The following is a 23,359-nucleotide window of genomic DNA, read 5'->3' on the forward strand; positions in this document are numbered from 1 at the left end:
TCGCAATCTCGAGAGGAACGAAAAGAACGGGGCGGGAGGCCGATCCGACGGCTAGCCGGTCCCGCCCGCGGCGGCCAGCTTCCCGGCCAGCCTATCGAGGTACGTCAGCACCTCGTCGGGGGTCTTGTCCGGCAACCCGAACAACGCGTCGGTGACCCCGGCGGCGGCCCATTCGGACAGTTGCGCCGGATCGGGCTTCCCGGCCAGCGCGACCACCCGCGGCGCGCCCGTGCGCCCGGCGTCCTGCCAGACCTTCGACAGCAGGCGCAACCGCTCCAGCAGCAGTTCGTTCTCGTACGGAGTGGTGATCCAGCCGTCGGCGGACCGGGCGATCCAGCGGAAACCCTGTTCGGTGCCGGCCGTTCCGATCAGGACGGGCAGATCCGGCCGGACCGGCTTCGGCCACGCCCAGCTGGGCCCGAACTTGACGAATTCGCCGTCGTAGGAGGCCTCCTCCTGGGTCCACAGCGCCCGCATGGCCTCCAGATACTCGCGCAGCACGGTGCGCCGCTTGTGCGCGGGCACGCCGTGGTCGGTGAGTTCGTCGGTGTTCCAGCCGAATCCGGCGCCGAGCGCGACGCGGCCACCGGAGAGGTGATCCAGGGTCGCGATCGTCTTCGCGAGCGTGATCGGATCGTGCTCGGCGGGCAGCGCCACGGCCGTGGACAATTCGATGCGCTCGGTGACCGCCGCCGCGGTGGCGAGCGCCACCCACGGGTCCAGCGTCCGGGTGTACCGATCGTCGGGCAGGCTGGCATCACCGGTCGTCGGGTGCGCGGCCTCGCGTTTCACCGGGATGTGGGTGTGCTCGGGCACGAAGAACGAGGCGAAACCCCGGTCCTCGGCGGCCTTCGCGGCGACGGCCGGGGTGATCCCGCGGTCGCTGGTGAACAGGACGATGCCGAAGCGCATGGGCCCGTGATCCTTTCGATCGTGCACGGCGAATATTTACTGATCGGCGGAGTCGATGAGCGGCGCCGCCGCGGAGTCCATGAGCGGCGCCGCCGCGGCGGTATTCGCGGCTGCCGCAATACCCGCCCGGCGGCCGTAGAAACTTCCGTCGCCGAGCGAGGCGCCCGAGACGTAGCCGCCCGCGCAGATGCCGGAGGTACAGCGGCCCGCGGCGTACAGGCCCGCGATCGGCTCGCCGGACACGTGCAGCACCCGCGAGTCCAGGTCGGTGCGCAGACCGCCGAGGGTGAACCCGGCGGTGAAGCCGCGCAGGTCGAATCCGGCCAGCGGGGTGCCGAGCGGCCGCACCCACTGCGGTTTCTTGCCGAACAGCGGATCGGCGCTGTCGGCGGCGTGCCGGTTGTAGACCTCGACGGTGGCCTGCAGCGCGCCGGCCGGCAGGCCCATATCGGATTCCAGTTCCGCCACCGTCTCCGCGGCCCATTTAGGCGGCTGCCGGAAGAACGGGGTGGCGGTCTCGGTGCCCTGGCCCTGTTCCAGCGACTGTTCGTCGATGATCAGATACGCCTGGTTCTCCTGCTGGATCAGCGTGGCCTGGCCGATCCGGCCGCCGTAGGTGTCCTCGGCGATGTAGCGCTGACCGCGCCCGTTCACCAGGATGCCGCGGGCGAGCAGCTGCGGATCACCGAAGAACGCCACCTCGGTGGCGTCCATGTGCGCCACGTCCGCGCCGAGCGCCTGCGCGACCCGGATGCCGATGCCGTCGTGCTCCTCGATGGCCGCGCCGGGCCGGCCGATCAACCGCGGCGCGTAGTTCTCGATCATCTGCTCGTTGTAGGCGAAGCTGCCGGTCGCCAGCACCACCCCGCGCCGCGCGCGGATCAGCACCGGTTTGCCGTAGCGCCGGGCGGCGACACCGACCACGCGATCGTCGTCGCCGACCACGAGCCGCTGCAGGCGGACGTCGTATTCGGCACGCACGCCGAGGGATTCGACGACCTCGGACAGCGGCTTCATCAGCATGAAGCCGCCGCCCTTCAGTCCGGTGCGCTTGTTCTGCATCTGCGGCAGGTGGCCGCGCGGCGCCGGGGAGGCGATGGTGTTGAACGGGGCGGCGTTCTCGCCGCCGGAATACATCAGGCCCTCGTCGTGCGGCGGCTCCCAGCCGGGCTCGCCCCAGAATTCCTGCTTGAACGGCACGCCCTGCTCGACCAGCCAGTCGAAATGTTCGACGCTGCCCTCGCAGTAGTCGTGGATCTTGGCAGTGTCCACGCCGGGACCGAGCGCCGCGAGCAGGAACTTCTCCATGTTCTCCGGCGAATCCTCGAAGCCGAGGGCGCGTTGCAGCCCGGTGCCGCCGCCGAGGTAGACATAGCCGCCGGACAGCGCGGCCGCGCCGCCCCAGCCGCCGGTGCGTTCCAGCACCAGGACATCGGCGCCGGCCCGGGCGGCCTCGATCGCCGCGCAGGCGCCGGCGATGCCGTAGCCGGCGATGACCACGTCGGCGGTCAGATCCCACTCGGTGACCTCGGCGGCGCGCAGCGGGCGGACGGTCGCGGTGTCGGACATCAGCGTTACCTCACTTGCTCTCTCGGGCGGATTCGCGCTTCTTCCGTTGCGCCGCGACCTTGCCCGCGATGTGGTCGAGTTTGGTGCCGGCGGGCCAGCCGACGTAATGGCTGAGGAACAGCGCGATCTCGTGCAGCTGCTCGGCGGTGAGCTCGTCGTTGTGCAGCGCGGCGCCGATCTGGATCTCCGCGACGTCGAACAGGCCCTGCGCGGACAGCGCGCCGAGCAGCAGCAACCGCCGATCGCGCAGGCTCAGGCCAGGCCGGGACCAGATGTCGGCGAACAGGTGGTCCGCGGTGACGGCGAAATGCTCGCCGGGGCCGTCGGTGAACGCCATCCCGTACACCTCGCCCATCCGGGCCAGGCCGCGCTGCCGGCGGTCGTCGGGTGCGGAACCGTTGCCGCTCATGGTCGCTCCTTCGCGAGTGCACCGGCGCCGACGCCCAGTCCGGGGCCGAGTTCGGTGAAAGCCTGTTGTGCCAAGGGCAATTCGACGTGGAGCCGGTCCGCCAGCGCCAGGGCCAGCGACAGGTCCTTCTCGCCCAGGTTGCGCACGTGCGACAGGATCGGGAACCAGAAGTCGTCCGCCGGGATCGGTGCGGTGGTGTCGCGCAGGATGATCGAGCCCGCGCCACCGGTGACGGCGTCGGAATGCCGCACCACGCGACCGAGTTTCCGCAGATCCAGGCCCGCCGCCTCGGCCAGCCGCTGGGCTTCGCCGGCGGCGGTGAAGGCCACGAAGTGCAGCAGGTTGCGGGCCAGCTTCATCCGGGTGCCCGCGCCGACCTCGCCGGCGCGCACGACCAGATCGGCGAAGCAGCGGAACGGTTCCCGCAGCCGGGCGTACGCGGCCTCGCTGCCGCCCACCATCACCGCGAGGCGGCCCTGCTGCGCGCCCCCGGCGCCGCCGCTGATCGGGGCGTCGACGAGATCCACACCGTGGCGGGCGCATTCGGCGGCCAGTTCGATGGCGGTCTCGTCGGCGATGGTGGAGTGCACCGCGATCACGGTGCCCGGCCGGGCGGCGCTCAGGATGCCGTCCGGACCGGTGACGACCGCGCGGACCTGGTCGTCGTTCACGACGACCACCGAGATCACCTCGGCCTGCGCGGCCACTTCCGCGGCCGTGGCGGCGGCCTTCGCCCCGGCGGCGGTGAACGGCTCGACCACCTCGGGCCGCAGATCGCACACCACCAGACCGCCCGGCCAGGCGAGCAATCGCTCGGCCATCGGCTTGCCCATATCGCCCAGGCCGATGAAACCGACCTGTACGGGCGGGGTTTCGGTGTCCCCGTTCATGCCGTCTCGATGGGGCATGAGCGGAGGGCCTGCGTGGTGATGCTCCGCTGCCGCCTCCGGCCCTTGACCGTTCATGCCCGGAACACCTGACCGCCGTCGACGTTGAGGATGTGGCCGGTGACCCAGGCCGCGTCGTCGGACAGCAGGTACAGGCAGGCGCCGACCATGTCGTCCGGAGTTCCCATGCGCTTCAACGGGATCCGGTTCACCATATCCTTGACGATGCTGCCCGGGGTGACCGTGCGGGTGGCCTCGGTGTCGGTGGGGCCGGGCGCGATCGCGTTGATCCGGATCTTGGAGCCGCCCAGCTCGTAGGCCAATTGCTGGGTGAGGCCGTTGATTCCGACCTTCGCCAGGCCGTAGAACCCGGAGTACACCCAGGCCGCCGTGGAGGACTGGTTGACGATGGAACCGCCGCCGCTCGCGGCCATCGGCTGCCACACCGCGCGGGTCACGTTGAGCGCGCCGTCGAGGTTCACGCCCATGAACTTCTTGTAGTAGTCCCACGGCACGGTCAGCAGCAGGTCGATCTTCATGTCGCCGTAGATGGCGGCGTTGTTGACCAGGTGGTCGATGCCGCCGAACTCGGCGACGGTGAATTCCGCCAGGGCCGTGGCGGATTCCGGATCGGAGACGTCGACGCGGTGGAAGACGGCGGTGCCGCCGGCCGCGGTGATCTCCTTGGCGACCTCTTCGCCCGCCTCCGCGTTCAGGTCGGCGACGACCACCTTGGCGCCCTCGGCGGCCAGTGCGCGCGCGTAGGCGGCGCCGATGCCGCGGGCCGCGCCGGTGACGATCGCGGATCGTCCGGTGAAACGGGTCATGAGGAGTGCTCCTGTTCGACGGTCGCGATCAATTCCAATTCCCGTGTGCCGGTCCGTGGCCCGGCGACGACGCGGGCGCCGCCCGGCCGGGATGCGTTGCCGGTGCTCACGAGCCCGCGCATCGGTAGGTCCCTAGGTGTCCGGACACGTGTACGGACTATAGGTTCGAGTGCTCTCGGCGCGCAAGAACTCGTTTCAATTCTGGCCCGCCGAGCGGTGGACTTCGGCATGATCAGGAGTGGATCGCCGCAGGCATTGTCGGCGCGGCCTGCCGGTGGTAGCGTCCAGACACATGTCCAGCTATGTGTCTCTCGTGATGCCGGAACGGCGCCGCGGGCGACCGAACTCGTTCTCGGCAGCGGGGTGGGGGCCGGACCCACATCGGCCGATCACCGTGGAGGTTCGCTGATGCCCCGCTTCACCCCGCATCCGCAGCGCCGGCCGGCGCTGGTGGCCGGCGCCTCGTCCGGCATCGGCGCCGCGACGGCGCTGGCGCTGGCCGAACTCGGCCACCCGGTGGCCCTGGGGGCCCGCCGGGTGGAGATCTGTGAATCGCTGGCCGAGAAGATCCGTGCCGACGGCGGTACGGCGTTCGCCCATCGGCTCGACGTCACCGATCTGCGGTCGGTCGACGAATTCGTGACCGCCGCCGAGGCGGCGCTCGGGCCGATCGAGATCGCCGTCTCCGGCGCGGGCGATCTGGAGTTCGGGCACGCCTACACGATGGACCCGGAGGTGTTCCTGCGGCAGGTGCACGTCCATCTGGTCGGCGCGCAATGGCTGTCGAACCGGGTGATCCCGGGCATGGTCGAGCGCCGCCGCGGCGATTTCGTGCTGATCGGCTCCGATTGCGCGGACATCCCGCGGCCCGGCATGGGCGCCTACGTCGCCGCCAAGACCGGACTGGAGGCGATGGGCCACCAGCTGCGAATGGAGTTGGAGGGCACCGGGGTTCGCGCCTCGGTGGTCCGGCCGGGACAGACGCAGACCGGGATGGGGATGACCGCGGCGCCGGAGTCGATCGGCCCGGTGATCGAGAATTGGGTGCGCTGGGGATTCGCCCGGCATTCGTACTTCCTGCGCGCCTCCGATATCGCCGCCGCGGTGACCGCGGTGGTGTCCACCCCGCGCGGCGCCCATCTGGTGCTGGTCGAGGTGCAACCGGAAGCGCCGCTGCGCGAACGCGATTCGAACGAGACCGGAGGGAAGAGCTGATGCGCGTCGAGGTCGATCTGGATCTGTGCCAGGGGCACGCGGTCTGCCAGGACGAGGCCGGGGCGGTGTTCACCGTGCCGAAGCACGGCAAGGTGGAGATCCTCCGCGCCGATCCGGGCGCCGACCTGGAGGCCGTCCGCGCCGCGGTCCGGTACTGCCCGACCCAGGCGCTGTCCCTCATCGAAGACAACCCGAAACCCTGAGTACCGCACGGCAAGAGAGGGACACCGATGTCCTATTCCCGGGACGAACTGGACGAGATGGTCCGCCGCTGGGTCGTCGAGAACGAACGCGCCGAGGCCGCCGGTGATTGGCGGCCGCTGGCCGACATGTACACCGAGGACGCCACCTACGGGTGGAACTACGGCCCCACTCAGGAGTTCATGGCCGTCGGCCGCGAGGAGATCCGCGAGCTGGCGCTCGGCCAGGAGATGGCCGGCCTCGAGGGCTGGACCTATCCGTACCAGGAATTCGTGATCGACGAACAGCGCGGCGCCGTGATCGGCTTCTGGAAGCAGATCAACGAGCGCACCCGCGCCGACGGCCGCCACTACAGCCCGGAAGGCATCGGCGGCAGCTGGTTCCGTTACGGCGGTGACTATCAATGGTCCTGGCAGCGCGACTTCTTCGACTTCGGCAACGTCTCCGCGCTGTTCGTGGACATGATCACCGACAACGCGCTGTCGGAGGGGATGCAGAAGCGGATCTCGCGTTCGGTCTCGAAAGAGCCGCTGCCGGGCTGGTACCGGATCGGCGAGTCCCCGGTCCCGTTGTGGTGACGAGTATTTCGCATCGCTGACCGCTCCTGCCACGAGAGAACCGCACATGCCGAACAATTTCGCCGACCTCTTCGAACATGCCGTGGACGCGATGCCGGACCGGATCGCCGTCATCGAGGGCGAACGCCGGGTCACCTTCCGCGAACTGGAGGGCCGGGCCAATCAATTGGCGCACCACCTCGCCGCCGCGGGCATCGGGCACGACGCGCACGTCGGCTTCCAGATGCACAACAGCGTGGAGACCCTCGAGGTCCTGCTCGCCTGCTTCAAGCTGCGGGCGGTGCCGATCAACATCAACTACCGGTACGGCGCCGAGGAACTGCGCTACCTCTTCGACAACGCCGATCTGGCGGCACTGGTGCACCATCGCTGCTACGCGCCGACGGTGGACGTGGTGCGGCCGCGGGTGCCCGGTCTGCGCCACGTCCTGGTGGTCGAGGACGACCAGGGCGGCGCGGGTCTGCCCAGCGGATCCGTGCCGTATGCCGCCGCCTTCGAGAACACCTCCGCGGAGCGGGATTTCGAGCCGCGCAGCAGTGACGACCGGTTCGTGATGTACACCGGCGGCACCACCGGCCTGCCCAAGGGGGTGGTGTGGCGGCAGGAGGACATGTGGCGGGTGCTCGGCGGCGGAATCGACTTCTACACCGGCGTTCCCGTCGCCGACGAATATCAGCAGTCCCGCACCGGCGCGCAGAACGATCCGTGGTTGTGGTTCGTACTGCCGCCGCTGATCCACGCCGCGGCCATGATGCCGACCTTCAACGCGTTGTGGTCCGGCAGCGGCGTCGTGTTCGAACCGCGCTTCGACCCGCGCCGGGTATGGCAGGTGGTGGCGGCGCAGCGGCCGCAGGTGCTGGTCATCACCGGTGACGCGATGGCGCGGCCGCTGATCGACGCGTTGCGCGCCGAACCGGCCGACACCTCCTCGGTGCTCTCGATCGGATCCGGCGCGGCGCTGCTGTCGCAGCCGGTGAAGAACGCGATGCTGGAGCTGTTGCCGCAGACGGTCCTGACCGACTCCATCGGCTCGTCCGAAACCGGTTTCGGCGGAATCGGTTTCGCGCAGAAGGACGACGATCCGGGGCGCGGTCCGCGGGTGCAGATCGGCCGCGGTGCGCTGGTGGTGGACGACGAGGGCGCGCCGGTCGCGCCGGGCGGGGAGGGCTGGGTCGCCAAGACCGGCAACGTCCCGATCGGTTACTACAAGGATCCGGAGCGGTCCGCCGAGCTGTTCCGCACCGTCGGCGGCGCGCGCACCGTCGTCACCGACGACCGCGCCCGGGTGGAACCGGACGGCTCGATCACCCTGCTGGGCCGCGGCAACATGGTGATCAACACCGGCGGCGAGAAGGTGTTCACCGAGGAGGTGGAGGCCGTGGTGAAGGCGCATCCGGCCGTCTACGACGCGGTGGTGATCGGGGTGCCGCACGAGCGCTGGGGTCAGCAGGTGGCCGCGGTGGTCGCCGCCGCCGGGCCGGAACCGATCGACTTCGTCGATCTCCAGCGGCATGTCCGCGCGCATCTCGCGGGATACAAACTGCCGCGGCGGATCTGGGTGGTCGCGGAGGTCGGGCGGACCCCGAGCGGGAAGCCGGACTATCGCTGGGCGAAAGAGCTTGCGGCCGGCCGTGTTCCGGACCACGACGCCGACTGAGCCCCAGTTGCGGGCGTGGGCCGGATGATTCGGCATCGGCTCGGCGTGGCCGGGCTGGGCCGGTCGTCCGGCGGGCCGGTACCGCCGGGTGGCTGCCGGCCCGCTCGGGAGCGGGACTCGCCGGGGAAGTTCCGTGGTTCGGCTCCGACGACGAATGAGAACGTGTTCTAATTTCGGGGTGTCAGGGGTGCATTCGGTACTGGGACAAGAGGTCCGCTCGCCGGTCGAGGTGCGGGCCGCCACCGCGTGTTCGGCGCTGTTCGCGGTCGATCCGGCCGCCGCGCGTGATCTGCTCGAGGGCACCGGCCTCGCACCGGTGCGGTACCTCGGTCGCGCGGTGTGCTCGATCGCCTTCGTGCGGCACATCGACACGGATCTCGGCCCGTACCACGAGTTCTCGTTCGGCCTGCTGGTCCGGTATCCGGATCGGTCCGGGATCGGCGTCTTCATCGGGTGGCTGCCGGTGAACCAGGAATTCGCGTGTGTGGCCGGGCGCGACATCTGGGGATTTCCCAAGGAGGTCGTCGAGGTCGACATCGCCGCCACCGGTCGCGGCCACCGCTGCGAGGTGCGCGCCGACGGCGAGCGGATCATCGCGATCCACACCACCTCCGGCCTCCCGGCTCCCGGCGGCGCGGGTGGCGCCTCGGTCGACGCGTACACCCATCGCGATGGCGTGCTCCGCCGGACGCCGTGGACGATGAACCCGGCCGGGGTGCGAATCATGCCGGGCGGCAGCCGGATCGAGCTCGGCACGCATCCGGGCGCGGACCGGTTCCGGGCGCTCGGGCTGCCGAAGCGGGCCCTGTTCACCAGCCGAATCGGCTCCCTCACCATGCAATTCGACGACGCGGAGGACTTATCGTGAGCAAGACCGCTCTGGTGACCGGCGCGGCCAGCGGCATGGGTCGGCTCGTGGCGCGACGACTGGCCGCCGCCGGGCACCGGGTGGCCGCGCTGGATCTGAACGAGATGGGCCTGGCCGAAACCGCCCGGCGCTCACCGAACACCAGCAGCTACGCCTGCGACGTCTCCGATCCCGAGGCCGTCGCCGCGGCCGTCGCGAAGGCGCGCGCCGACCTCGGCACGATCGACCTGCTCGTGCACGCCGCCGCGCTGTGCCGGGTGGGATCCGCGCTCGGGCACGATGTTTCGGAACTGCACCGGGTCATGACGGTGAACTACCTGGGCACGGTGAACATCTGCCAGGCGGTGGTGCCCGCGATGAAGGAGGCCGGGGCCGGCACCGTGGTGTTGTTCGCCTCGCTGGCTGGCTGGCTGCCCTCGCCCGGCTTGGCGGCCTACTCCGCCTCCAAGTTCGCGGTGATCGGCTACACCGAGGTGCTCGCGCAGGAACTGCACGACACCGGCGTCCGGCTGATCTGCATCTGCCCGCCGATGGTGGAAACACCGCTGCTGGACGGCATTCGGTCGGTGGACCCGGCCGTGGTCGCCGGGCAGAACGGCATGCCGCCGGAGAAGGTCGTGGACGCACTGGAGAAGGCCGTGGCCGATCCGAAGGCGCCGCTGTTCGTCTTCCCTGGCTCCGCGCGGCCGCTGGTGCTGGCGCGGCGTTTCGTCCCCAACCTGCTCCGTAGACAGGTGACCAGGATGGTCAAACCGGCGGTGTGAGAACCGCTATCGCTCGGCGGCGGGCGGCCGGTTCGCGGCCCAGTCGGCCCAGTCGCCCAGCGCCTCGGTGATCCGGACGCCGGCCTCGGCGGTGACGCGCAGCGCGGCCACCTGCGGGCTGTGACCGTATTCGCCGTTGTCCTTGGCGGCGGACAACTTTCGATATGCCTGGGCGAGGCCGTGGTAAAAGGCGGCCTCCCGCTCGAGGTGATCCGCCAGCTCCTCGGGTGTCATCAGCCAGAAGAACACCGAGCGCAGCAGCGGTTCCAGCCGGAAGGTGTGGTCGACCTCGACCTCGGTCAGCCACCGCCGCACCTCGGCGAGCCCGGCATCGGTGACGCGGTAGTCCTTCCGCCCCCGGGGCCCCTCGCCGTCCACGACGATGTACCCGTCCTGCTGCAACTTGCGCAGTTCGCCGTAGATCTGCGGATGCCCGGCCGGCCAGACCGACCCCAGCAGTTCGTCGAAGCGGTGGGTCAGATCCCAGCCGCTGGCGGGCTGCTCGGCCAGCAATCCGAGCAGCGCGTGCCTCAACGACATGGCGCACCGGCGTGATGTTCGCGGAGACATGTTCCTGTTGACATGTCCGTAGGCACATGAGAAGGTTCCTTCAGGCTCACCTGTTCAAAGTAACATGTCGATTGCGACACTTGGAGGAACCATGCCTGAGTCCGGGCAGGGGAATGTGTTCATCACGGGAGCGAGCGCCGGGATCGGGGCGGCGACAGCCGACCTGCTGGTCCGGCGCGGATACACGGTCTACGCGGGCGTCCACACCACCGCGGCCACCCCGCGGCCGGGCCTGCGGCCCATCCCGATCGACGTCGCCGACCCCGAAAGCGTCTCGGCCGCAGCCGAACTGGTCGCGGCCGAAGTGGGCGACGCGGGCCTGCGGGCGATCGTCAACAACGCCGGCATCATCGTGCAGGGCCCCCTCGAACTGGTCGCGCCGGCGGAACTGCAACGGCAGTTCGCGGTCAACACCCTCGGCCCCGCGTACGTGTGCCGCAGCTTCCTGCCGCTGGTCCGCACCGGCCACGGCCGGATCGTCAACATCAGCGCCCCCACCGCGCGCGTCCCGGTACCGTTCCTCGGACCCATCGGCGCCAGCAAGGCGGCCCTGGTCTCGCTGTCGGACGCGCTGCGCAGCGAACTGGCGGCCTGGCACATCCCGGTCGTCCTGGTCGAACCCGGCGGCACCCGCACCGAGATCTTCACGAAGGCGGAACAGGTGGCGGCCCGGACGATGGACCGAACCCCGCTGTACCAGGCCCAACTCGCGGCCGTCGCGAAAGCCGCTGCCCGCCAATCCCTCGGCCCGATCGACCCGGTGGCGGCGGCCGTCGCCCGCGCCGTCGCGGCGCGAAATCCCAAGCGCCGCTACGCCGCCGGCGCCGGCGTCCGGCTGTTCGGCATCATCGCGGCCCTACCGGACCCGCTGCGCGACCGCGTGGTCGCCACCGCCTTCGGCCTGACCGGCGCGGCCCGCAAGGCCGACGCCCGGTGACCCGCACCATCGTCTTCGTCGGCGCCACTTCGGGTCTGGGCCGCCGTGCCGCGCTGCGGCTGGCCCGGGACGGTCATCGCCTGATTCTGATCGGCCGCGATCCGCAGCCGGCCGCTGCCCGCTGCGCCGAACTCGCTCGTACTACAACAGATGAGACCTGACCGGGTGACTACTTGCCGACAGCCTCGGTCGTCGAGATGAGAAGGTTCGCTGCTTTCGCTACCTGTGCATCGGTGATAGCCAGCGGGGCGGACTCGTCGATGATCTCGATGGAGCCGACCCATGGGTCGATCCGGGTATAGAGTTCGATGGTTCCCTTGTCTTGTAACGGCGTCTGACCGGTGTGCTGGTCTCGAACCCAGATCGGTTTCTCGTATCCCGTCAGCGGCGTGAATTTCATTTCCCCGAGGTAGGCGGCCAAACCTTTCGTGTCGTCGTCCGATCGCGTCGGCCGTAGGTTGATCGAGGCCCAGATGGGTGACGTGTTTCCGGTGGGGTCGAAACGGCATTGAAGGCCGTATTCGAAGCTGTCCAACGCTTGGTCGGGTTTGGATGTCTTGCCATTGTAGGACAGCTTGACGTCATGGATCGGAAAATCTGTTCGGAAGTATTCGAGAAAAGGCGCACAGAAGTCTTGGGCCGTATGGGATTGTCTACCTCCCGAATCGTGCGCAGGCGTGCACGCGGTGATCAGCGACGCGATAACTGCGAAGCTCGAAGCCGCGAATCCCGCTTGTCGTGAAAGCATCGGCTCGATGCAACGTCCTTGGCCTTTCATCGGACAGCGCTCCTGCCTTCCTGGATTTTCACGAGGAAATCCTGTAGGTGCTCGTGCAGCATTCCTCCGTGATAAGCGTTGAGTATGTTTTCGAGCCGGCTCTCCAGAATTGTCGGATCGCTGGACGTGGCGGACAGGGCATTGTCGTAGCTTTTCAATCGACCATCGGTGAACAAGTTGTCGTAGCGCGGGTCGTGTCCCAGTGAGCCGTCTTTTGTCTCCAGGACTTGTGCCACCTGGTACAACGCTCGTGCCGGTGCATACTCGTGAGAGGTGTCGTAGTGGGCCGAAGCCGGGTCGGGTGCCTCATAGGCCAGGCCGATGAGGTTCATCTTCGCAAAGGAATTGGAGACGTCGATGATCGGCCCGAAGACATCTTTGACGACCGGGATCAACTTGACTCCGGTGCTGACCACGCCCTTTCCGGTGTCCCATCCTGCTCCCTCCTCCGCGAAGGCTTGCACCGCTTTGCGAATTTCTGTCTCCTTGCGGGTGTCCAATTCATCGCTCAGCCCTCGATCGACGAGCCCGAGAATCGTTCCCGACTTCGTAGCCAATTCGTTGTGCGGATTCTCGGGGTCGGCCAAGGCCGATTGCAGCCATGTGCTCTGTAGTTGCTGTGCTGTCGACAGCGCTTTGGTATCGAACGAGACGGCCGCGTCCCGATCGGAGTCGATGACCGAGAAGATTGCCTGAGCACCGGGATGACCTGCGGCTGTCGCGTCACCCAGTGTCCCGAACTGTCGAGTATTGAGAAATTCGCTCTCGACTCCCACCATGTCGGCGATGTAGGGACCGAGCGCCGAGCCGAGTCCGCGAACAGTGAGTGGGTTGACCTCACCGAGTGACGGCCCTTTGTCGCCGTCGAGGTGGAGCAGCGTACTTTTGTGGCTCGCCAGATAATCGGCGGCTTTGAAAGCTGTTTCTCCGGCGCGGCCGGAGATCGCGGGATTCGGGTCGGTGGCGTCGGATTCCACCCAGGACAACATTTTCTGCACGCCCGCGCCGTCGTCCGCCCAATGATGGTGCAGCAGATTGTCCAGCACGGTGGTGTGGGCGCCGATGGGCAGGCCGGTGTCGGTGAGAACGTCGTGTACGGCGATCTTGTCGCGTCCACCGGCGTCGAGCATCACCTGCGCCAGACCTTCCGCGGTGCCGTGGCGCCAATCGGTGTCGATGGTGACGTACGGGTTGATCCGGGGGGCGATGTCGGACGCGCGGAGGATCAGTTGCTTGTTGATCTCGCTGCCCGGGGCGGATCGGGAATCGGCCAGATCTATCATGTGCGCGACTCGGGACAATCCGTAGGCGCCCAGGTTGGCGCTCGGACGGCCGGGCCTGACCTGGTAGTCGGCGGTCAGGACGTTGCGCAGGTCGGCGGGCAGTTGGTCCAGGCCGCCGTGCCGATGCTGACCGGGAGGCAGCGGATCATGGCTTGCCGCAATGACATTCGGGTTGGATAGGGTGTTCAGCTGGTCGGCGACCGTGGCCGCGGCCGTGGTGTCGTGCAGGGCGCTCAGGCGCTCGCTCATCGAGGTCAGGCCGTTCAGGCCGGCGGTGTTGTAGAACTCGTGGAGGTAATCCCATTGTGCCTCCGGCAATTCGACGTGCTGTCCGGCGTCGACGGCCGTGACATCGTCGGCGGTGAGGCCGGCGGCGGCGAGTCGCGCGGCGATTCGTTGCAGGTCGGCATCCGTGGCCTTGCCGCTCGCGACGAGCCTGCCGTCGTCGGTGCCCTGGCGACCGGCGGCGGCCGGGTCGGTCAGCGAGCCGGGTCTGGCGCCCTGTGCGGCCTCGGGTAGCTGGTCGAACGCGGCGGTGAGGTTGTCGGCGACGGCCTGTGCGGTCGCGCCGGCAACTCGTAACGCGCCGCGCAAGGTGGTCGTGTACTGGTCGGCTTTTCGTTGCAGCGCAGCGAGTTTGATCGCCGCGCCGGTGCGGTCCGAATCGGCCAGGGCCGTCGAGGTCTGCGGTAGGGAGACGATCACGGTGCCGTCCTCGGCCCACCGGAACCCCTCCGCGCTGATCGTGGTCACCGTCTGCCGGACGGTCTGTTGCGCGAATCGCAGGTCGGGGGATCCGGTGGTGATCGCCGTGCCGGCGGTTTCGAGCGCGCCGACGGTCCGGTAGCCGTCGTCGCGGAGGAGCAATCCGCTGTCGCGCAGACTGTTTCCGAACTTTCCTACGAGGTGGTCGACCGAATTGCCGATTGCGCCGTGGACGGTGTCGAGCTCGGTTTTCAGCGTGGCCGCTTGCTGTGTCCAGGTCGTCGCCTGGGTATCGAGGGTGTCGAGGTGCCAGCTCGACACCTGGGACACGGTCGGGGGTGCGGGGTCTGCCATCGGCTCAGTGTCCTTGCGGGAGTCGGCTCGCGGTGTCCTGATCGGCCGCCACCGCCGCGGACAGGCCCGCGTTCGTGGCGGTGGCGAGCCGGCGCAGGCCGCGGCCGGTTGCCTCGATGGCGGTGGCGGCCGACAATGCTCCGGCGGAACAGACGGTGCCGACCGTGGTCCCGGGTAGCGCGGTGGACAGCGCGCCGGCCTGCTGGTCCACGTGGATCGCGCCGAGGGCATCCGCACCGGCGTCGATCGCCGTGATCAATCCGCGCACGCGTTCCGGATCGACGTAGAGGAAATCATCGCTCACTACCGGGCTCCCTGATGACTCGGTTCGTTCGTCCGCTACCCGGAGTGCCGGTGGTGCGGGTCGTTGTCGTACTCCCATTTTTCCTGGGCGGTCATGGGGCGCAACGGCCTTTCGGGGGCATCGCCGAGTTTCTCGACCACCTCGGCGATCCTCGGATCGGCCCGGATGTCGCGTACGAGATCCGCTGCGGCGGCCTGTGCGTCCTCCCGGGCGCGGTTGATCAATTCGGTGATGATCGCGCCCAGATGGCCGGAGCCGGGGAACATTTCGGCATCGATGACGACGGTTCTGACCCGGCCGTCCGCGAAGACGTCGACATACACGCCGTCGGCTCGGCGGGCGGCGTGCCCGTTGTTCAGGGCATCCGCCAGCTGTTCCATCCGGGCGTCCAGTGATTCACCGAAGCCCGGTGACCCCGATTGCGGCGCACTCACCTCGACCCTCCCGAGAAACGACGCTTCGTCGAGCCTAAGGGCTGCACCGGCTTTCGTCATCCGGAGAAGGGCCGGGACAGTTCCTCCGACAGGTTGGCGGTGATCGTCGCCAGGACCCGGGCCGCGGTGGCCAGATCGGCGGGGGAGACCGAACTGTAGGCGCGCGAGACGATTTCACCGGTCTCGGTGCGGATTCGAGCGACCAGGTCGCGACCGGTCGCGGTGACTTCGGCTCGGCCCCCGGGGAGTTCGTGCAGCAACTCGGCGGTGAGCAGGCGGGACAGGGCGGTCTCGACCTCGGTGGGGTCCCAGCGGGTGAGGGTCGCGACGTGGGTGACGTGGTCGGCGCGGTCGAGGGGAACGTCGGCGGCCACGGCCAGGTTGAGGGTGATCCACTGCTGTTCGTCGAGGGTGGTGCCGGACAGTGCCCGGCTCAGGATCGCCGAATGGTGCTTCTCGGCGCGGCCGACGAGGGATGGGTTCAGGGTGGGGGCGGTCATGGTGAGCTCCTCGGGCTGTGCGGCGGGTTTCGCGTGACTCCATTCTGATACTGAGTATCAGTAGAAATCAAGTGCCTTGAGGAACTCGATTTCTTATGGCACTGGGCATCGGCCGGGCTACGATGCTGGACATGGATCCGGATGATCGTTCGCTGCCGCTGCGGGAACGGAAGCGGTTGCGTACTCGGCGGGCGCTCGCCGATGCGGCGCTGCGGCTGTTCACCGAGCGTGGGTTCGATGCCACCACGGTGGAGCAACTCGTGGATGCCGCGGAAGTTTCGCGGAGCACGTTCTTTCGCACGTTCGCCACGAAGGAGGCGGCGGCGGTGGAGGCCGAGACCGAGTTGTGGGCCGCGTATCTCGCGGCGGTGCCGGGCCGCGCTGGATCCGGTGTGGTGCTGGATGCGTTGCGCGACAGTCTGATCGCGGCCGTCGGTGAGTTGCCGCCGGAGTGGGATGCGCGGTACGTCACGACTCGGCGGTTGATCCTCACGACGCCGGGACTGCTCGGGTATGTGGAGTACCACCGGACCGGCGTGGAGCAGGAGGTGATCGGCTCGCTCGCAACGGAACTCGGGCTCGATGCCGAGGATCTGCGATTGCGGATCGTCGCCGGACTGGCCACCACGGCGTGGAGCATCGCGGGGCGGGACTGGGTTCGGGCGGACGGAGCGGGCGGCCGGCCGGGGTTGGCCGACCGCCTGCGGGCGGCCTTCGCCGCGGTGCCGCTCAGTCTCGGGCTGGCGGCGGAACCGGGTTGATCAGCGACCCTTGAACTCGGGTTTCCGCTTCTCCGCGAAGGCTTTCGGGCCCTCCTTGGCGTCGTCGCTGAGGAAGACGCCGAGGCCGACCTTCGCGTCGGCGACGAACGCCTCCTCCTCGTGCATGCCTTCGCTGTCGCGGATGGTCCGGAGGATCGCGCGGACCGCCAAGGGGCCGTTGGCGTCGATCAGGGCGGCGATCTCCAGGGCTTTCTCGAGGGCGGTGCCGTCGGGGACGACGTGGCCGATCAGGCCGTATCCCAATGCTTCTCGCGCGGTGATGTGGCGGCCGGTGAGCAGGAGGTCGCAGGCGACCGTGTAGGGGATCTGGCGGGGGAGCCGGACCGCCGAGCCGCCCATCGGATACAGGGACCAGCGGGCCTCGGAGATGCCGAATTTCGCGCTCTCCCCGGCGATTCGGATGTCGGTGCCCTGCAGGATCTCGGTGCCGCCCGCGATCGCGGCGCCCTCGACGGCGGCGATCAGCGGTTTGGTGAGGCGGCGTCCCTTGAGCAGGCCGGGGATCCGGGCCGGGTCGAAGGCGCCGCCCTCGCTCATGTTCTTGCCGGGATCGTTGCGGGTCATCGCCTTCAGGTCGGCGCCCGCGCAGAACGCGTTGCCGGCGCCGGTGAGGATGCAGCTGCGGATGTCGGGATCGTTGTCGACGGTGTCCCATGCCCGCACCATGATTTCCAGCATCTCGCCGGACAGGGCGTTGCGGACGGCCGGGCGGTTCATCGTGACGATCAGGGTGTGGCCGCGGCGTTCGACGAGGGCGTGCGGTTCGGTCCCGGTCGCCGTCGCTGCGGCGGAGGTCGTCTCGGCCATCGCTGCTCCTTCTCGTGTCCGGCGGGGTTCCGGTCGAAGTTACCCCGCATCGTTGCCAAGAACAATAACGTGTTCTAGTTTGTGGGATGGGCCGGATCCGTGGCGGCGACGATCGCCGGCGGGGCGGGGCGACGAGGGAGCAGCGCGCCACCACCCTGCTCACGTTGTGGCTGCTGCGGCGGTTGCCGGTGCGCTGAGCGGCGTGGGGATGAAACCGACTGGACGGCAGTGGTATTCATCGCCCGTCTCGGGTGGAGCGAATTCGGTCGACTGAACGCAGAGCGCGGTTCACCTGCCCGCAATCCCCGGCTGGGACCCTTGGGCGGTGTCTCAGCCCGGTGACCGGAAGCGGGTCGGATACGCACTGCTGACGCCGACCTACCGACTTCTGGAGCTCGACCACCCGACGGCGCTGTCCCGCGCCGAGATTCGACTGCGCGCGGAATTCGCGACCGTGTTCGACCGTGATTCCGTGCGCCGGATTCTGCACGATTCCTACGACTGTTTCGTCGCGCAGGCGAGCGTGACCCTCTACCTGCCCGTGCTGGCCGAGCGGTTCGCCCGGCAACGGCTGCTGGCCCAGGCGAAAGCCGAAGGGCGCGTGGCGTCGTCGAAGCCGGTCGTGCTGTTCCTGTGCACGCACAACGCGGGTCGTTCCCAGATGGCGCTCGGGTACTTCCTGAAGTTGGCGCGTGGCCGGGCCATCGGCTGGTCCGGCGGGACCGAACCGAGCCGATGGCTCAATCCGGCGGTGGTCGGCGCGATGGCGGAGGTCGGCATCGACATCACCGACGAATATCCGAAGCCGTGGACCGACGAGATCGTCCGGGCCGCCGACATCATCATCACCCTCGGCTGCGGCGACATCTGCCCGCAGCTGCCGGACACCTACTACGAGGACTGGATCGTCGACGATCCGGCGGGCCTGTCGCTGGCGCAGGTGCGGCCGATCCGCGACGATCTGCGCCGCCGGGTCGTGCGGATGCTCTCCGATCTGCACATACCGGTGGCGAGCTGAACCGGCTCCTCAGGCGCGGTGGGGCACCGAGCGGGAGGCGACGAGCTAACGCCCCGTGAACTTCGGCGGCCGGCGCTCCAGGAACGCGGTGATGCCCTCGCGCATGTCGTGGGTGGTGAACACGATGTGCTGGGCCCGTGCCTCGTCCTCGAGCGACTGTGCGAACGAGATCGAGTCGCTGCCGTCGAGTGACCGTTTGATCAGGCTCAGCGCGGTGGTGGGTCCGGTGGCCAGGCGGTTCGCCCAATCGCGGGCCACCTTCGGCAACTCGTCGGCGGGAACCACCTCGTTGATCAGTCCCCACTCCAGCGCACGGTCCGCGCCGAATTCGTCACCCAGCATGGCGATCTGCTTGGCCCGGCGCTGGCCCACCTGACGCGGCAGGGACCAGGAGGTGCCGCCGTCGAGGGCGAGTCCGCGCTTGACGAACACCTCGCAGAACCGGGCTCGATCGCTGGCGAGGACGAGATCGCAGGCCAGCACCAGGCCCAGCGCCACCCCGAACGCGACACCGTCGACGGCGGCGAGGGTCGGCTTCGGCAGCCGGTGCAGGCGGTCGACGATCTCCCCGACCGCGCGCATCTCGAACAGGATCGACTGCTGCTCACCGCCGGTGAGCCCGCGACCGCCACCGGAGTTCATGCTGCCGGACAGATCCGCGCCGGCCGAGAAGTTACCGCCGGCGCCGGTGAGCAGCAGCGCCCGATCACCCGGATCGTCGGTCACCTCGATCAGGGTGCGGCGCAGGATGTCCCAGTCCTCCGCGCCCAGCGCGTTCTTCTTCGCGGGACGGTCGAAGATGACGGTCACCAGGCCGTCGGCCCGTTCGACGCGTGTCGATGACATGGAAGCTCCTTCGGGACACCTGTTCTCGGGTGTCGATCACGGTGCGGCGGGTGCGTCGAACAAGCGGAGCAGCGCGGGCCGATCGAGTTTGCCGCTGGACATCAGGGGTACGCCGGCGGGCGGGACGGTGCACCACCGCCGCGGAATCTTGTAGGCGGACAACCGTTCCCGCAATGCCTCGCGCAGCGCCGTGGTGTCCACGGATCGTCCGGCGGGGACGACCAGCACGGCCGCCACCACCGCACCGCGCTCCGGATCCGGCACGCCGAGGACGTGCGCCACGGTGCCGCCGGTCACCGCGGCAATCGCCTTCTCCACCTCGGCGGGGGATACATCGGCGCCCGCGGTCTTGATCATCGAGCTGCGGCGGCCCGCGTAGTAGAGGTAGCCGTCGGCGTCGGCGCGCATCAGATCGCCGGTGTGGAACCAGCCGTCCGGATCGAAGCAGTCCTCCCGGCTACGCCGATGATAGCCCTGCATCAGATACGGTCCGCGCAGGTACAACTCGCCGAGTTCACCGACCGCGACATCGGCGCCGGTCTCGGGATCGACCAGGCGGGTATCGAATCCGGGGGCCGGTCGGCCGAAGGAACCACGCCGATGCTCCGGCTGATCGGTCTCGTCGGGGTCGATCAGGGCGACGCTGCCCGCCTCGGTCAGCCCCAGCATCGCGTGCCGCAGTTCCGGATCGCGGGGACGCAGCTCGGGCGGCATGATCGGGTACAGGTTTCCGCGCCGCATCGAGGACAGATCCCGCCCCGGGAAGCTGGGGTGCAGCGCCAGATGGGCGATGCCGGCGGCGAATCCGTTGGTCATCGTGGGCCTTTCGGCCTCCAGCAGATCGAGGGTGTCCGCCGCGTCGGTGGCGTTCGAGCAGATCAGGGTCGCACCCGCCACGAGGGTGGCGAGCAGGCCGAAGGCGAATCCGCCGATCCAGAAGAACGGCGAGTTGCAGAACAGCCGATCCCGTTCGGTCAGACCGCGGATGGCGTCGAGGTTGCGCTGATGACCGAGCAGGGCGCCGTGGCTGTGTATCACTCCCTTCGGCGCCGCGGTGGATCCGGAGGTGTAGACGATCGCCAGCGGATCCGATTCGCGCACATCGGCTTCCAGCGCGGCGAGCAGTTCGGGATCGACGGTGTCGGTCAGCCGGAGCAGCTCGGCCGTACCCGGCGCGCTCGGTGGCGCGTCCTCGAAGAACACGTGCCGCAATTGCGGTGCGGCGGTGTGGAACAGCGGTTGTGAGCGGGGTGGCAGCGCCGCGTCGAGCACCTCGGTCAGCCGCTGGACGTAGTCGTGGCCGCGATAGCCGGCCGCCGCCAGCAGCACGCGAACATCGCTGTGCACCAGTTGTTCTCGTAGTTCGGTCGCCGTAGCGAAGGTGGAGAACGGAATCACGACCGCGCCGATCCGCGCGGCGGCCAGCATGCCGATCAGGAATTGCGGGCCGTTGGGGTGGAGCAGTCCGACATGCGTACCCTTGCCCACTCCCAGCGCGATCAGGCCGCGGGCCAGCAGCGCCGAACGATGTTCGGCCCCGGCGTAAGTCAGTCGATCGTCGTCGCAGATCAGTAGTGGATGGTCGCCTCGGGCGCGGACCTGCCGCCGCAGAACGCCGGCGATCGTATCGAATCGCGGCTCCGCGGCCGATGTGTCCGCGACTGCCGCGGGTATGTTCGCCGCTGCCGCGGGTATGGGTGCCGTGCGGTTCGGCCCGCCGGGGTCCGGTACCGCCCCGGCATCCTCGCTCATCGGCATCGCCATTACCTCCGCCGCCGGCCCGCGGACGGGCTCGCCCGCGCACCGAGCGATTACTGTCGGATATACAGTAAACGATACCGGCGCGCTCGGTGCGGCGGAAGTCCCCGCTACCGGCCCGCGGTCGAGCGGCTCCGGCGCGCAGGCGCTTTCGCGGCCGTGGGTGGCGGCGCCACGAGGCCGGCGGCATGGTCGAGGATGCAGGTCAGGCCATATTCGAAGTTGCGCTCGTCCGGAGCGCCGAACCGGTGGCCGCGGGCGGTGGCCTCGGCGAACAGCGGCGCGGTATCGGGTGCTGCGACCATGTTCTCGTAATACGCGCCCGCGTCTGCCTCGGTCGCCTCCTGGCGCTTCTGGTACAGCCGCTCGAGTACGACCGAACCCCGGACGTGCAGTTCCACCGCCGAGTAGGTGTCGAAGGCGTCCTCCAGGGACAGGCCCGCCTCCACCAGATTGGCGACGGCCTGTTCGGTCTGCCGCACGCCCAGGCGGGCCGCCTTCGGGCTCAGGGCCGCCCCGATCAGGATCAGGTCGCACAGAATCGGGTTGCCCAGGAAGGTGTCCCGCATCGTCCGGGCGTGCGCGGCCAGCGACTCGCGCCAGTCGTCGGCCGCCACGAACGGGGTGTCGAAGGCGTACTGCCGCAACGCGCGATCGGCCATCGCGGTCAGCAGGTCGTCCTTCTTCCGGAAATACCAGTAGATGCTGGTGACGCCGACGCCGAGATGTTTGCCCAGCAACGGCATACTCATGTTGTCGATCGAGATCTGTTCCGCCAGTTCGAACGCGCCGTCGATGATGTCCTCGGGATTCAGCGATCCGCGCTCGCGTCGCTGCCCCTTGACGGGGGTGCCTCGCTTCGTCATTGCTGAACTAGTCCTTCGCGCAGTATCGGGGGTGGGTGGACCGGCTTCGTGCCCACCGGCGGACAGTGGCAGTGGAATGCGGCACGGTAAGTCTTACCGATGGTCATCCTATCCTCCCTGTTTGCCGAAGATGTGCGCGCCGGGGTCGGCGCGGTGGCGGCGATCCCGTGGGACCGGACCTTGTGAAAGAATTATAGATAGGCATACAGTATGTTTATCCACAAGGCTCGCGGCCCGTCTCGGCGCGGCGAAACCGTCAGCGGCGGTGGCGCTTCGGCCGGAGGCGATGGAAGGACGCTGATGACCGACCACGACGCGCGGCCCGACTACCGGCCGATCGATCTGGACAATCACTATTACGAACCGCTGGATGCGTTCACCCGCCATCTGGACAAGGCCTTCCGGCGGCGCGGGGTCCGGATGGTCAACGACGGGAAGCACTACACCGCCGTCATCGGTGACCGGGTGAACCGGTTCATCCCCAACCCGACGTTCGATCCGATCATCGTGCCCGGCTGTCTGGATCTGCTGTTCCGCGGCCAGGTTCCGGACGGGGTCGATCGGTCGGCGCTGATGCGGGTCGAGCAGCTGGAACTGCGGCCGGAATATCGCGAACGGGACGCGCGGGTGGCGGTGGTCGAACAACAGGGACTGGCCACCGCGGTGATGTTCCCGACCTTCGGCTGCGGGGTGGAACAGGCGCTGCGCGAGGACATTCCGGCGACCATGGCGTCGCTGCACGCCTTCAACCGCTGGCTGGACGAGGACTGGGGATTCGACCGTCCGGACCACCGGATCCTGGCCGCGCCGATGATCTCGCTGGCCGATCCGGCGGCCGCCGTCGCCGAGGTCGAGGACGTGCTGGCCCGCGGCGCCCGCTTGGTGCACCTGCGGCCCGCGCCGGTGCCCGGTGCGACCGGGCCGCGTTCGCTGGGACATCGCGCGCACGATCCGGTGTGGGCGCGGCTGGCCGAGGCCGGCGTTCCGGTGGCATTCCATCTGGGCGACAGCGGATATCTGCGGGTCGCGGCCATGTGGGGCGGCAAGGACACCTTCGAGCCGTTCGGTCCGGGCGATCCGCTGGACAAGATCCTGGTCGACGATCGCGCCATCCACGACACGATGGCGTCGCTGATCGTGCACGGTGTGTTCGACCGGCATCCCGCGCTGCGGGTGGCCAGCATCGAGAACGGGTCGGAGTGGGTGCACCGGCTGGCCAAGCGGCTGCACAAGCTCGCCAACCAGACGCCGCGCTCGTTCCCGAACGATCCGGTCGAGGCGCTGCGCGAACATGTTTGGGTCGCACCGTATTACGAGGAGGATCTGGTCCGGCTGGCCGCGGCGATCGGGGTCGAGCGCATCCTGTTCGGGTCGGACTGGCCGCACGGCGAGGGCCTGGCGCGGCCGCTGTCGTTCGTCGACGAGCTGACCGCGTTCGGACCGAACGAAATCCGGAAGATCATGCGCGACAACGCCGTCGAATTCCTCGGCCTGCCCGTCCCGGCCGCGGCCGCCGCGAACGGATGAGCC

The 23,359-nt window shown here is 68.8% G+C and carries 26 protein-coding genes; 11 read left to right on the forward strand and 15 right to left on the reverse strand.

Features of this window, described 5'->3' with window-relative positions; translation table 11 throughout:
- Window positions 1-51: 51 nt before the first annotated feature.
- From NRB56_RS35600 to NRB56_RS35620, 5 genes are all read right to left on the reverse strand, one after another.
- Complete coding sequence (locus NRB56_RS35600) at window positions 52-912, reverse strand: TIGR03619 family F420-dependent LLM class oxidoreductase (protein WP_153348761.1); 861 nt, start codon at window positions 910-912, stop codon at window positions 52-54.
- A gap of 36 nt (window positions 913-948) precedes the next feature.
- Window positions 949-2,481, reverse strand: coding sequence for an FAD-dependent oxidoreductase (locus NRB56_RS35605; protein ID WP_153348762.1), 1,533 nt, complete (start codon window positions 2,479-2,481; stop codon window positions 949-951).
- A gap of 10 nt (window positions 2,482-2,491) precedes the next feature.
- Window positions 2,492-2,890, reverse strand: a complete 399-nt coding sequence (locus NRB56_RS35610) for a carboxymuconolactone decarboxylase family protein (RefSeq protein ID WP_153348763.1) — start codon at window positions 2,888-2,890, stop codon at window positions 2,492-2,494.
- Window positions 2,887-3,780, reverse strand: coding sequence for an NAD(P)-dependent oxidoreductase (locus NRB56_RS35615; protein WP_153348764.1), 894 nt, complete (start codon window positions 3,778-3,780; stop codon window positions 2,887-2,889). Before NRB56_RS35615 ends, NRB56_RS35610 begins: the two co-directional genes overlap by 4 nt.
- Window positions 3,781-3,851: 71 nt before the next feature.
- The gene (locus tag NRB56_RS35620; RefSeq protein WP_153348765.1) at window positions 3,852-4,604 is read right to left on the reverse strand and encodes an SDR family oxidoreductase; all 753 of its coding nucleotides are present in this window, start codon (window positions 4,602-4,604) and stop codon (window positions 3,852-3,854) included.
- 408 nt (window positions 4,605-5,012) lie between these two features.
- Between NRB56_RS35620 and NRB56_RS35625 the strand changes: the two genes are divergently transcribed.
- From NRB56_RS35625 to NRB56_RS35650, 6 genes are all read left to right on the forward strand, one after another.
- Complete coding sequence (locus NRB56_RS35625) at window positions 5,013-5,819, forward strand: SDR family oxidoreductase (RefSeq protein ID WP_153348766.1); 807 nt, start codon at window positions 5,013-5,015, stop codon at window positions 5,817-5,819.
- Entirely contained in the window at window positions 5,819-6,022 is a 204-nt protein-coding gene (locus NRB56_RS35630) for a ferredoxin (protein ID WP_153348767.1), read from the forward strand. The genes NRB56_RS35625 and NRB56_RS35630 overlap by 1 nt, the downstream gene beginning before the upstream one ends.
- Window positions 6,023-6,049: 27 nt before the next feature.
- Window positions 6,050-6,598 carry a nuclear transport factor 2 family protein gene (locus NRB56_RS35635; protein ID WP_153348768.1) on the forward strand — a complete coding sequence of 183 codons (549 nt, stop codon included), beginning with the start codon at window positions 6,050-6,052 and terminating at the stop codon, window positions 6,596-6,598.
- A 46-nt stretch (window positions 6,599-6,644) separates the two neighbouring features.
- A complete protein-coding gene (locus tag NRB56_RS35640; protein ID WP_153348769.1) occupies window positions 6,645-8,255 on the forward strand; it encodes an acyl-CoA synthetase in 1,611 nt (536 codons plus the stop codon).
- Between the two features lie 178 nt (window positions 8,256-8,433).
- Window positions 8,434-9,123 carry an acetoacetate decarboxylase family protein gene (locus NRB56_RS35645; RefSeq protein WP_319944011.1) on the forward strand — a complete coding sequence of 230 codons (690 nt, stop codon included), beginning with the start codon at window positions 8,434-8,436 and terminating at the stop codon, window positions 9,121-9,123.
- A complete protein-coding gene (locus tag NRB56_RS35650; RefSeq protein WP_319944012.1) occupies window positions 9,120-9,887 on the forward strand; it encodes an SDR family NAD(P)-dependent oxidoreductase in 768 nt (255 codons plus the stop codon). Before NRB56_RS35645 ends, NRB56_RS35650 begins: the two co-directional genes overlap by 4 nt.
- Before the next feature lie 6 nt (window positions 9,888-9,893).
- On the opposite strand, the gene NRB56_RS35655 is transcribed toward NRB56_RS35650, so the two are convergent.
- Window positions 9,894-10,427: a PadR family transcriptional regulator gene (locus NRB56_RS35655; protein ID WP_153348771.1), complete on the reverse strand. Its 534-nt coding sequence runs from the start codon at window positions 10,425-10,427 to the stop codon at window positions 9,894-9,896.
- Between the two features lie 121 nt (window positions 10,428-10,548).
- Between NRB56_RS35655 and NRB56_RS35660 the strand changes: the two genes are divergently transcribed.
- Window positions 10,549-11,394 carry an SDR family NAD(P)-dependent oxidoreductase gene (locus NRB56_RS35660; RefSeq protein ID WP_153348772.1) on the forward strand — a complete coding sequence of 282 codons (846 nt, stop codon included), beginning with the start codon at window positions 10,549-10,551 and terminating at the stop codon, window positions 11,392-11,394.
- On the forward strand, window positions 11,391-11,555 hold the full coding sequence (locus tag NRB56_RS35665) for an SDR family NAD(P)-dependent oxidoreductase (RefSeq protein WP_153348773.1): 165 nt from the start codon (window positions 11,391-11,393) through the stop codon (window positions 11,553-11,555). Before NRB56_RS35660 ends, NRB56_RS35665 begins: the two co-directional genes overlap by 4 nt.
- An 8-nt stretch (window positions 11,556-11,563) precedes the next feature.
- Here the strand turns inward: NRB56_RS35665 and NRB56_RS35670 are convergent, their stop codons facing one another.
- The 5 genes from NRB56_RS35670 to NRB56_RS35690 all read right to left on the reverse strand — a co-directional run bounded on the left by NRB56_RS35670 (window position 11,564) and on the right by NRB56_RS35690 (window position 15,752).
- The gene (locus NRB56_RS35670; RefSeq protein ID WP_153348774.1) at window positions 11,564-12,172 is read right to left on the reverse strand and encodes a hypothetical protein; all 609 of its coding nucleotides are present in this window, start codon (window positions 12,170-12,172) and stop codon (window positions 11,564-11,566) included.
- Window positions 12,169-14,208: a TPR repeat region-containing protein gene (locus tag NRB56_RS35675; protein ID WP_227838608.1), complete on the reverse strand. Its 2,040-nt coding sequence runs from the start codon at window positions 14,206-14,208 to the stop codon at window positions 12,169-12,171. The genes NRB56_RS35670 and NRB56_RS35675 overlap by 4 nt, the downstream gene beginning before the upstream one ends.
- A gap of 310 nt (window positions 14,209-14,518) precedes the next feature.
- Entirely contained in the window at window positions 14,519-14,818 is a 300-nt protein-coding gene (locus NRB56_RS35680) for a hypothetical protein (RefSeq protein ID WP_153348776.1), read from the reverse strand.
- A 35-nt stretch (window positions 14,819-14,853) separates the two neighbouring features.
- Window positions 14,854-15,252, reverse strand: coding sequence for a hypothetical protein (locus NRB56_RS35685; protein WP_153348777.1), 399 nt, complete (start codon window positions 15,250-15,252; stop codon window positions 14,854-14,856).
- A 56-nt stretch (window positions 15,253-15,308) separates the two neighbouring features.
- Window positions 15,309-15,752 (reverse strand): hypothetical protein, encoded by a 444-nt coding sequence (locus NRB56_RS35690; RefSeq protein WP_153348778.1) that lies wholly within the window; start codon window positions 15,750-15,752, stop codon window positions 15,309-15,311.
- A 131-nt stretch (window positions 15,753-15,883) separates the two neighbouring features.
- Between NRB56_RS35690 and NRB56_RS35695 the strand changes: the two genes are divergently transcribed.
- The gene (locus NRB56_RS35695; protein ID WP_194291115.1) at window positions 15,884-16,513 is read left to right on the forward strand and encodes a TetR family transcriptional regulator; all 630 of its coding nucleotides are present in this window, start codon (window positions 15,884-15,886) and stop codon (window positions 16,511-16,513) included.
- Here NRB56_RS35695 and NRB56_RS35700 read toward each other — a convergent pair whose 3' ends face one another.
- A complete protein-coding gene (locus NRB56_RS35700) occupies window positions 16,514-17,341 on the reverse strand; it encodes a crotonase/enoyl-CoA hydratase family protein (protein WP_153348780.1) in 828 nt (275 codons plus the stop codon). It abuts the gene before it with no gap.
- 364 nt (window positions 17,342-17,705) lie between these two features.
- On the opposite strand from NRB56_RS35700, the gene NRB56_RS35705 reads away from it, so the two are divergent.
- Window positions 17,706-18,359 (forward strand): arsenate reductase/protein-tyrosine-phosphatase family protein, encoded by a 654-nt coding sequence (locus NRB56_RS35705; protein ID WP_153348805.1) that lies wholly within the window; start codon window positions 17,706-17,708, stop codon window positions 18,357-18,359.
- A gap of 45 nt (window positions 18,360-18,404) precedes the next feature.
- On the opposite strand, the gene NRB56_RS35710 is transcribed toward NRB56_RS35705, so the two are convergent.
- The 3 genes from NRB56_RS35710 to NRB56_RS35720 all read right to left on the reverse strand — a co-directional run bounded on the left by NRB56_RS35710 (window position 18,405) and on the right by NRB56_RS35720 (window position 21,829).
- Complete coding sequence (locus NRB56_RS35710) at window positions 18,405-19,205, reverse strand: enoyl-CoA hydratase/isomerase family protein (protein ID WP_153348781.1); 801 nt, start codon at window positions 19,203-19,205, stop codon at window positions 18,405-18,407.
- 36 nt (window positions 19,206-19,241) lie between these two features.
- Window positions 19,242-20,957: a class I adenylate-forming enzyme family protein gene (locus NRB56_RS35715; RefSeq protein WP_153348782.1), complete on the reverse strand. Its 1,716-nt coding sequence runs from the start codon at window positions 20,955-20,957 to the stop codon at window positions 19,242-19,244.
- Window positions 20,958-21,073: 116 nt separating this feature from the next.
- Complete coding sequence (locus NRB56_RS35720; RefSeq protein WP_153348783.1) at window positions 21,074-21,829, reverse strand: TetR/AcrR family transcriptional regulator; 756 nt, start codon at window positions 21,827-21,829, stop codon at window positions 21,074-21,076.
- A gap of 300 nt (window positions 21,830-22,129) precedes the next feature.
- On the opposite strand from NRB56_RS35720, the gene NRB56_RS35725 reads away from it, so the two are divergent.
- A complete protein-coding gene (locus NRB56_RS35725; RefSeq protein ID WP_153348784.1) occupies window positions 22,130-23,356 on the forward strand; it encodes an amidohydrolase family protein in 1,227 nt (408 codons plus the stop codon).
- Window positions 23,357-23,359: the final 3 nt, after the last annotated feature.

The sequence above is a fragment of the Nocardia aurantia genome (assembly GCF_009604425.1).
In the GTDB taxonomy this organism is placed as follows: domain Bacteria; phylum Actinomycetota; class Actinomycetes; order Mycobacteriales; family Mycobacteriaceae; genus Nocardia; species Nocardia aurantia.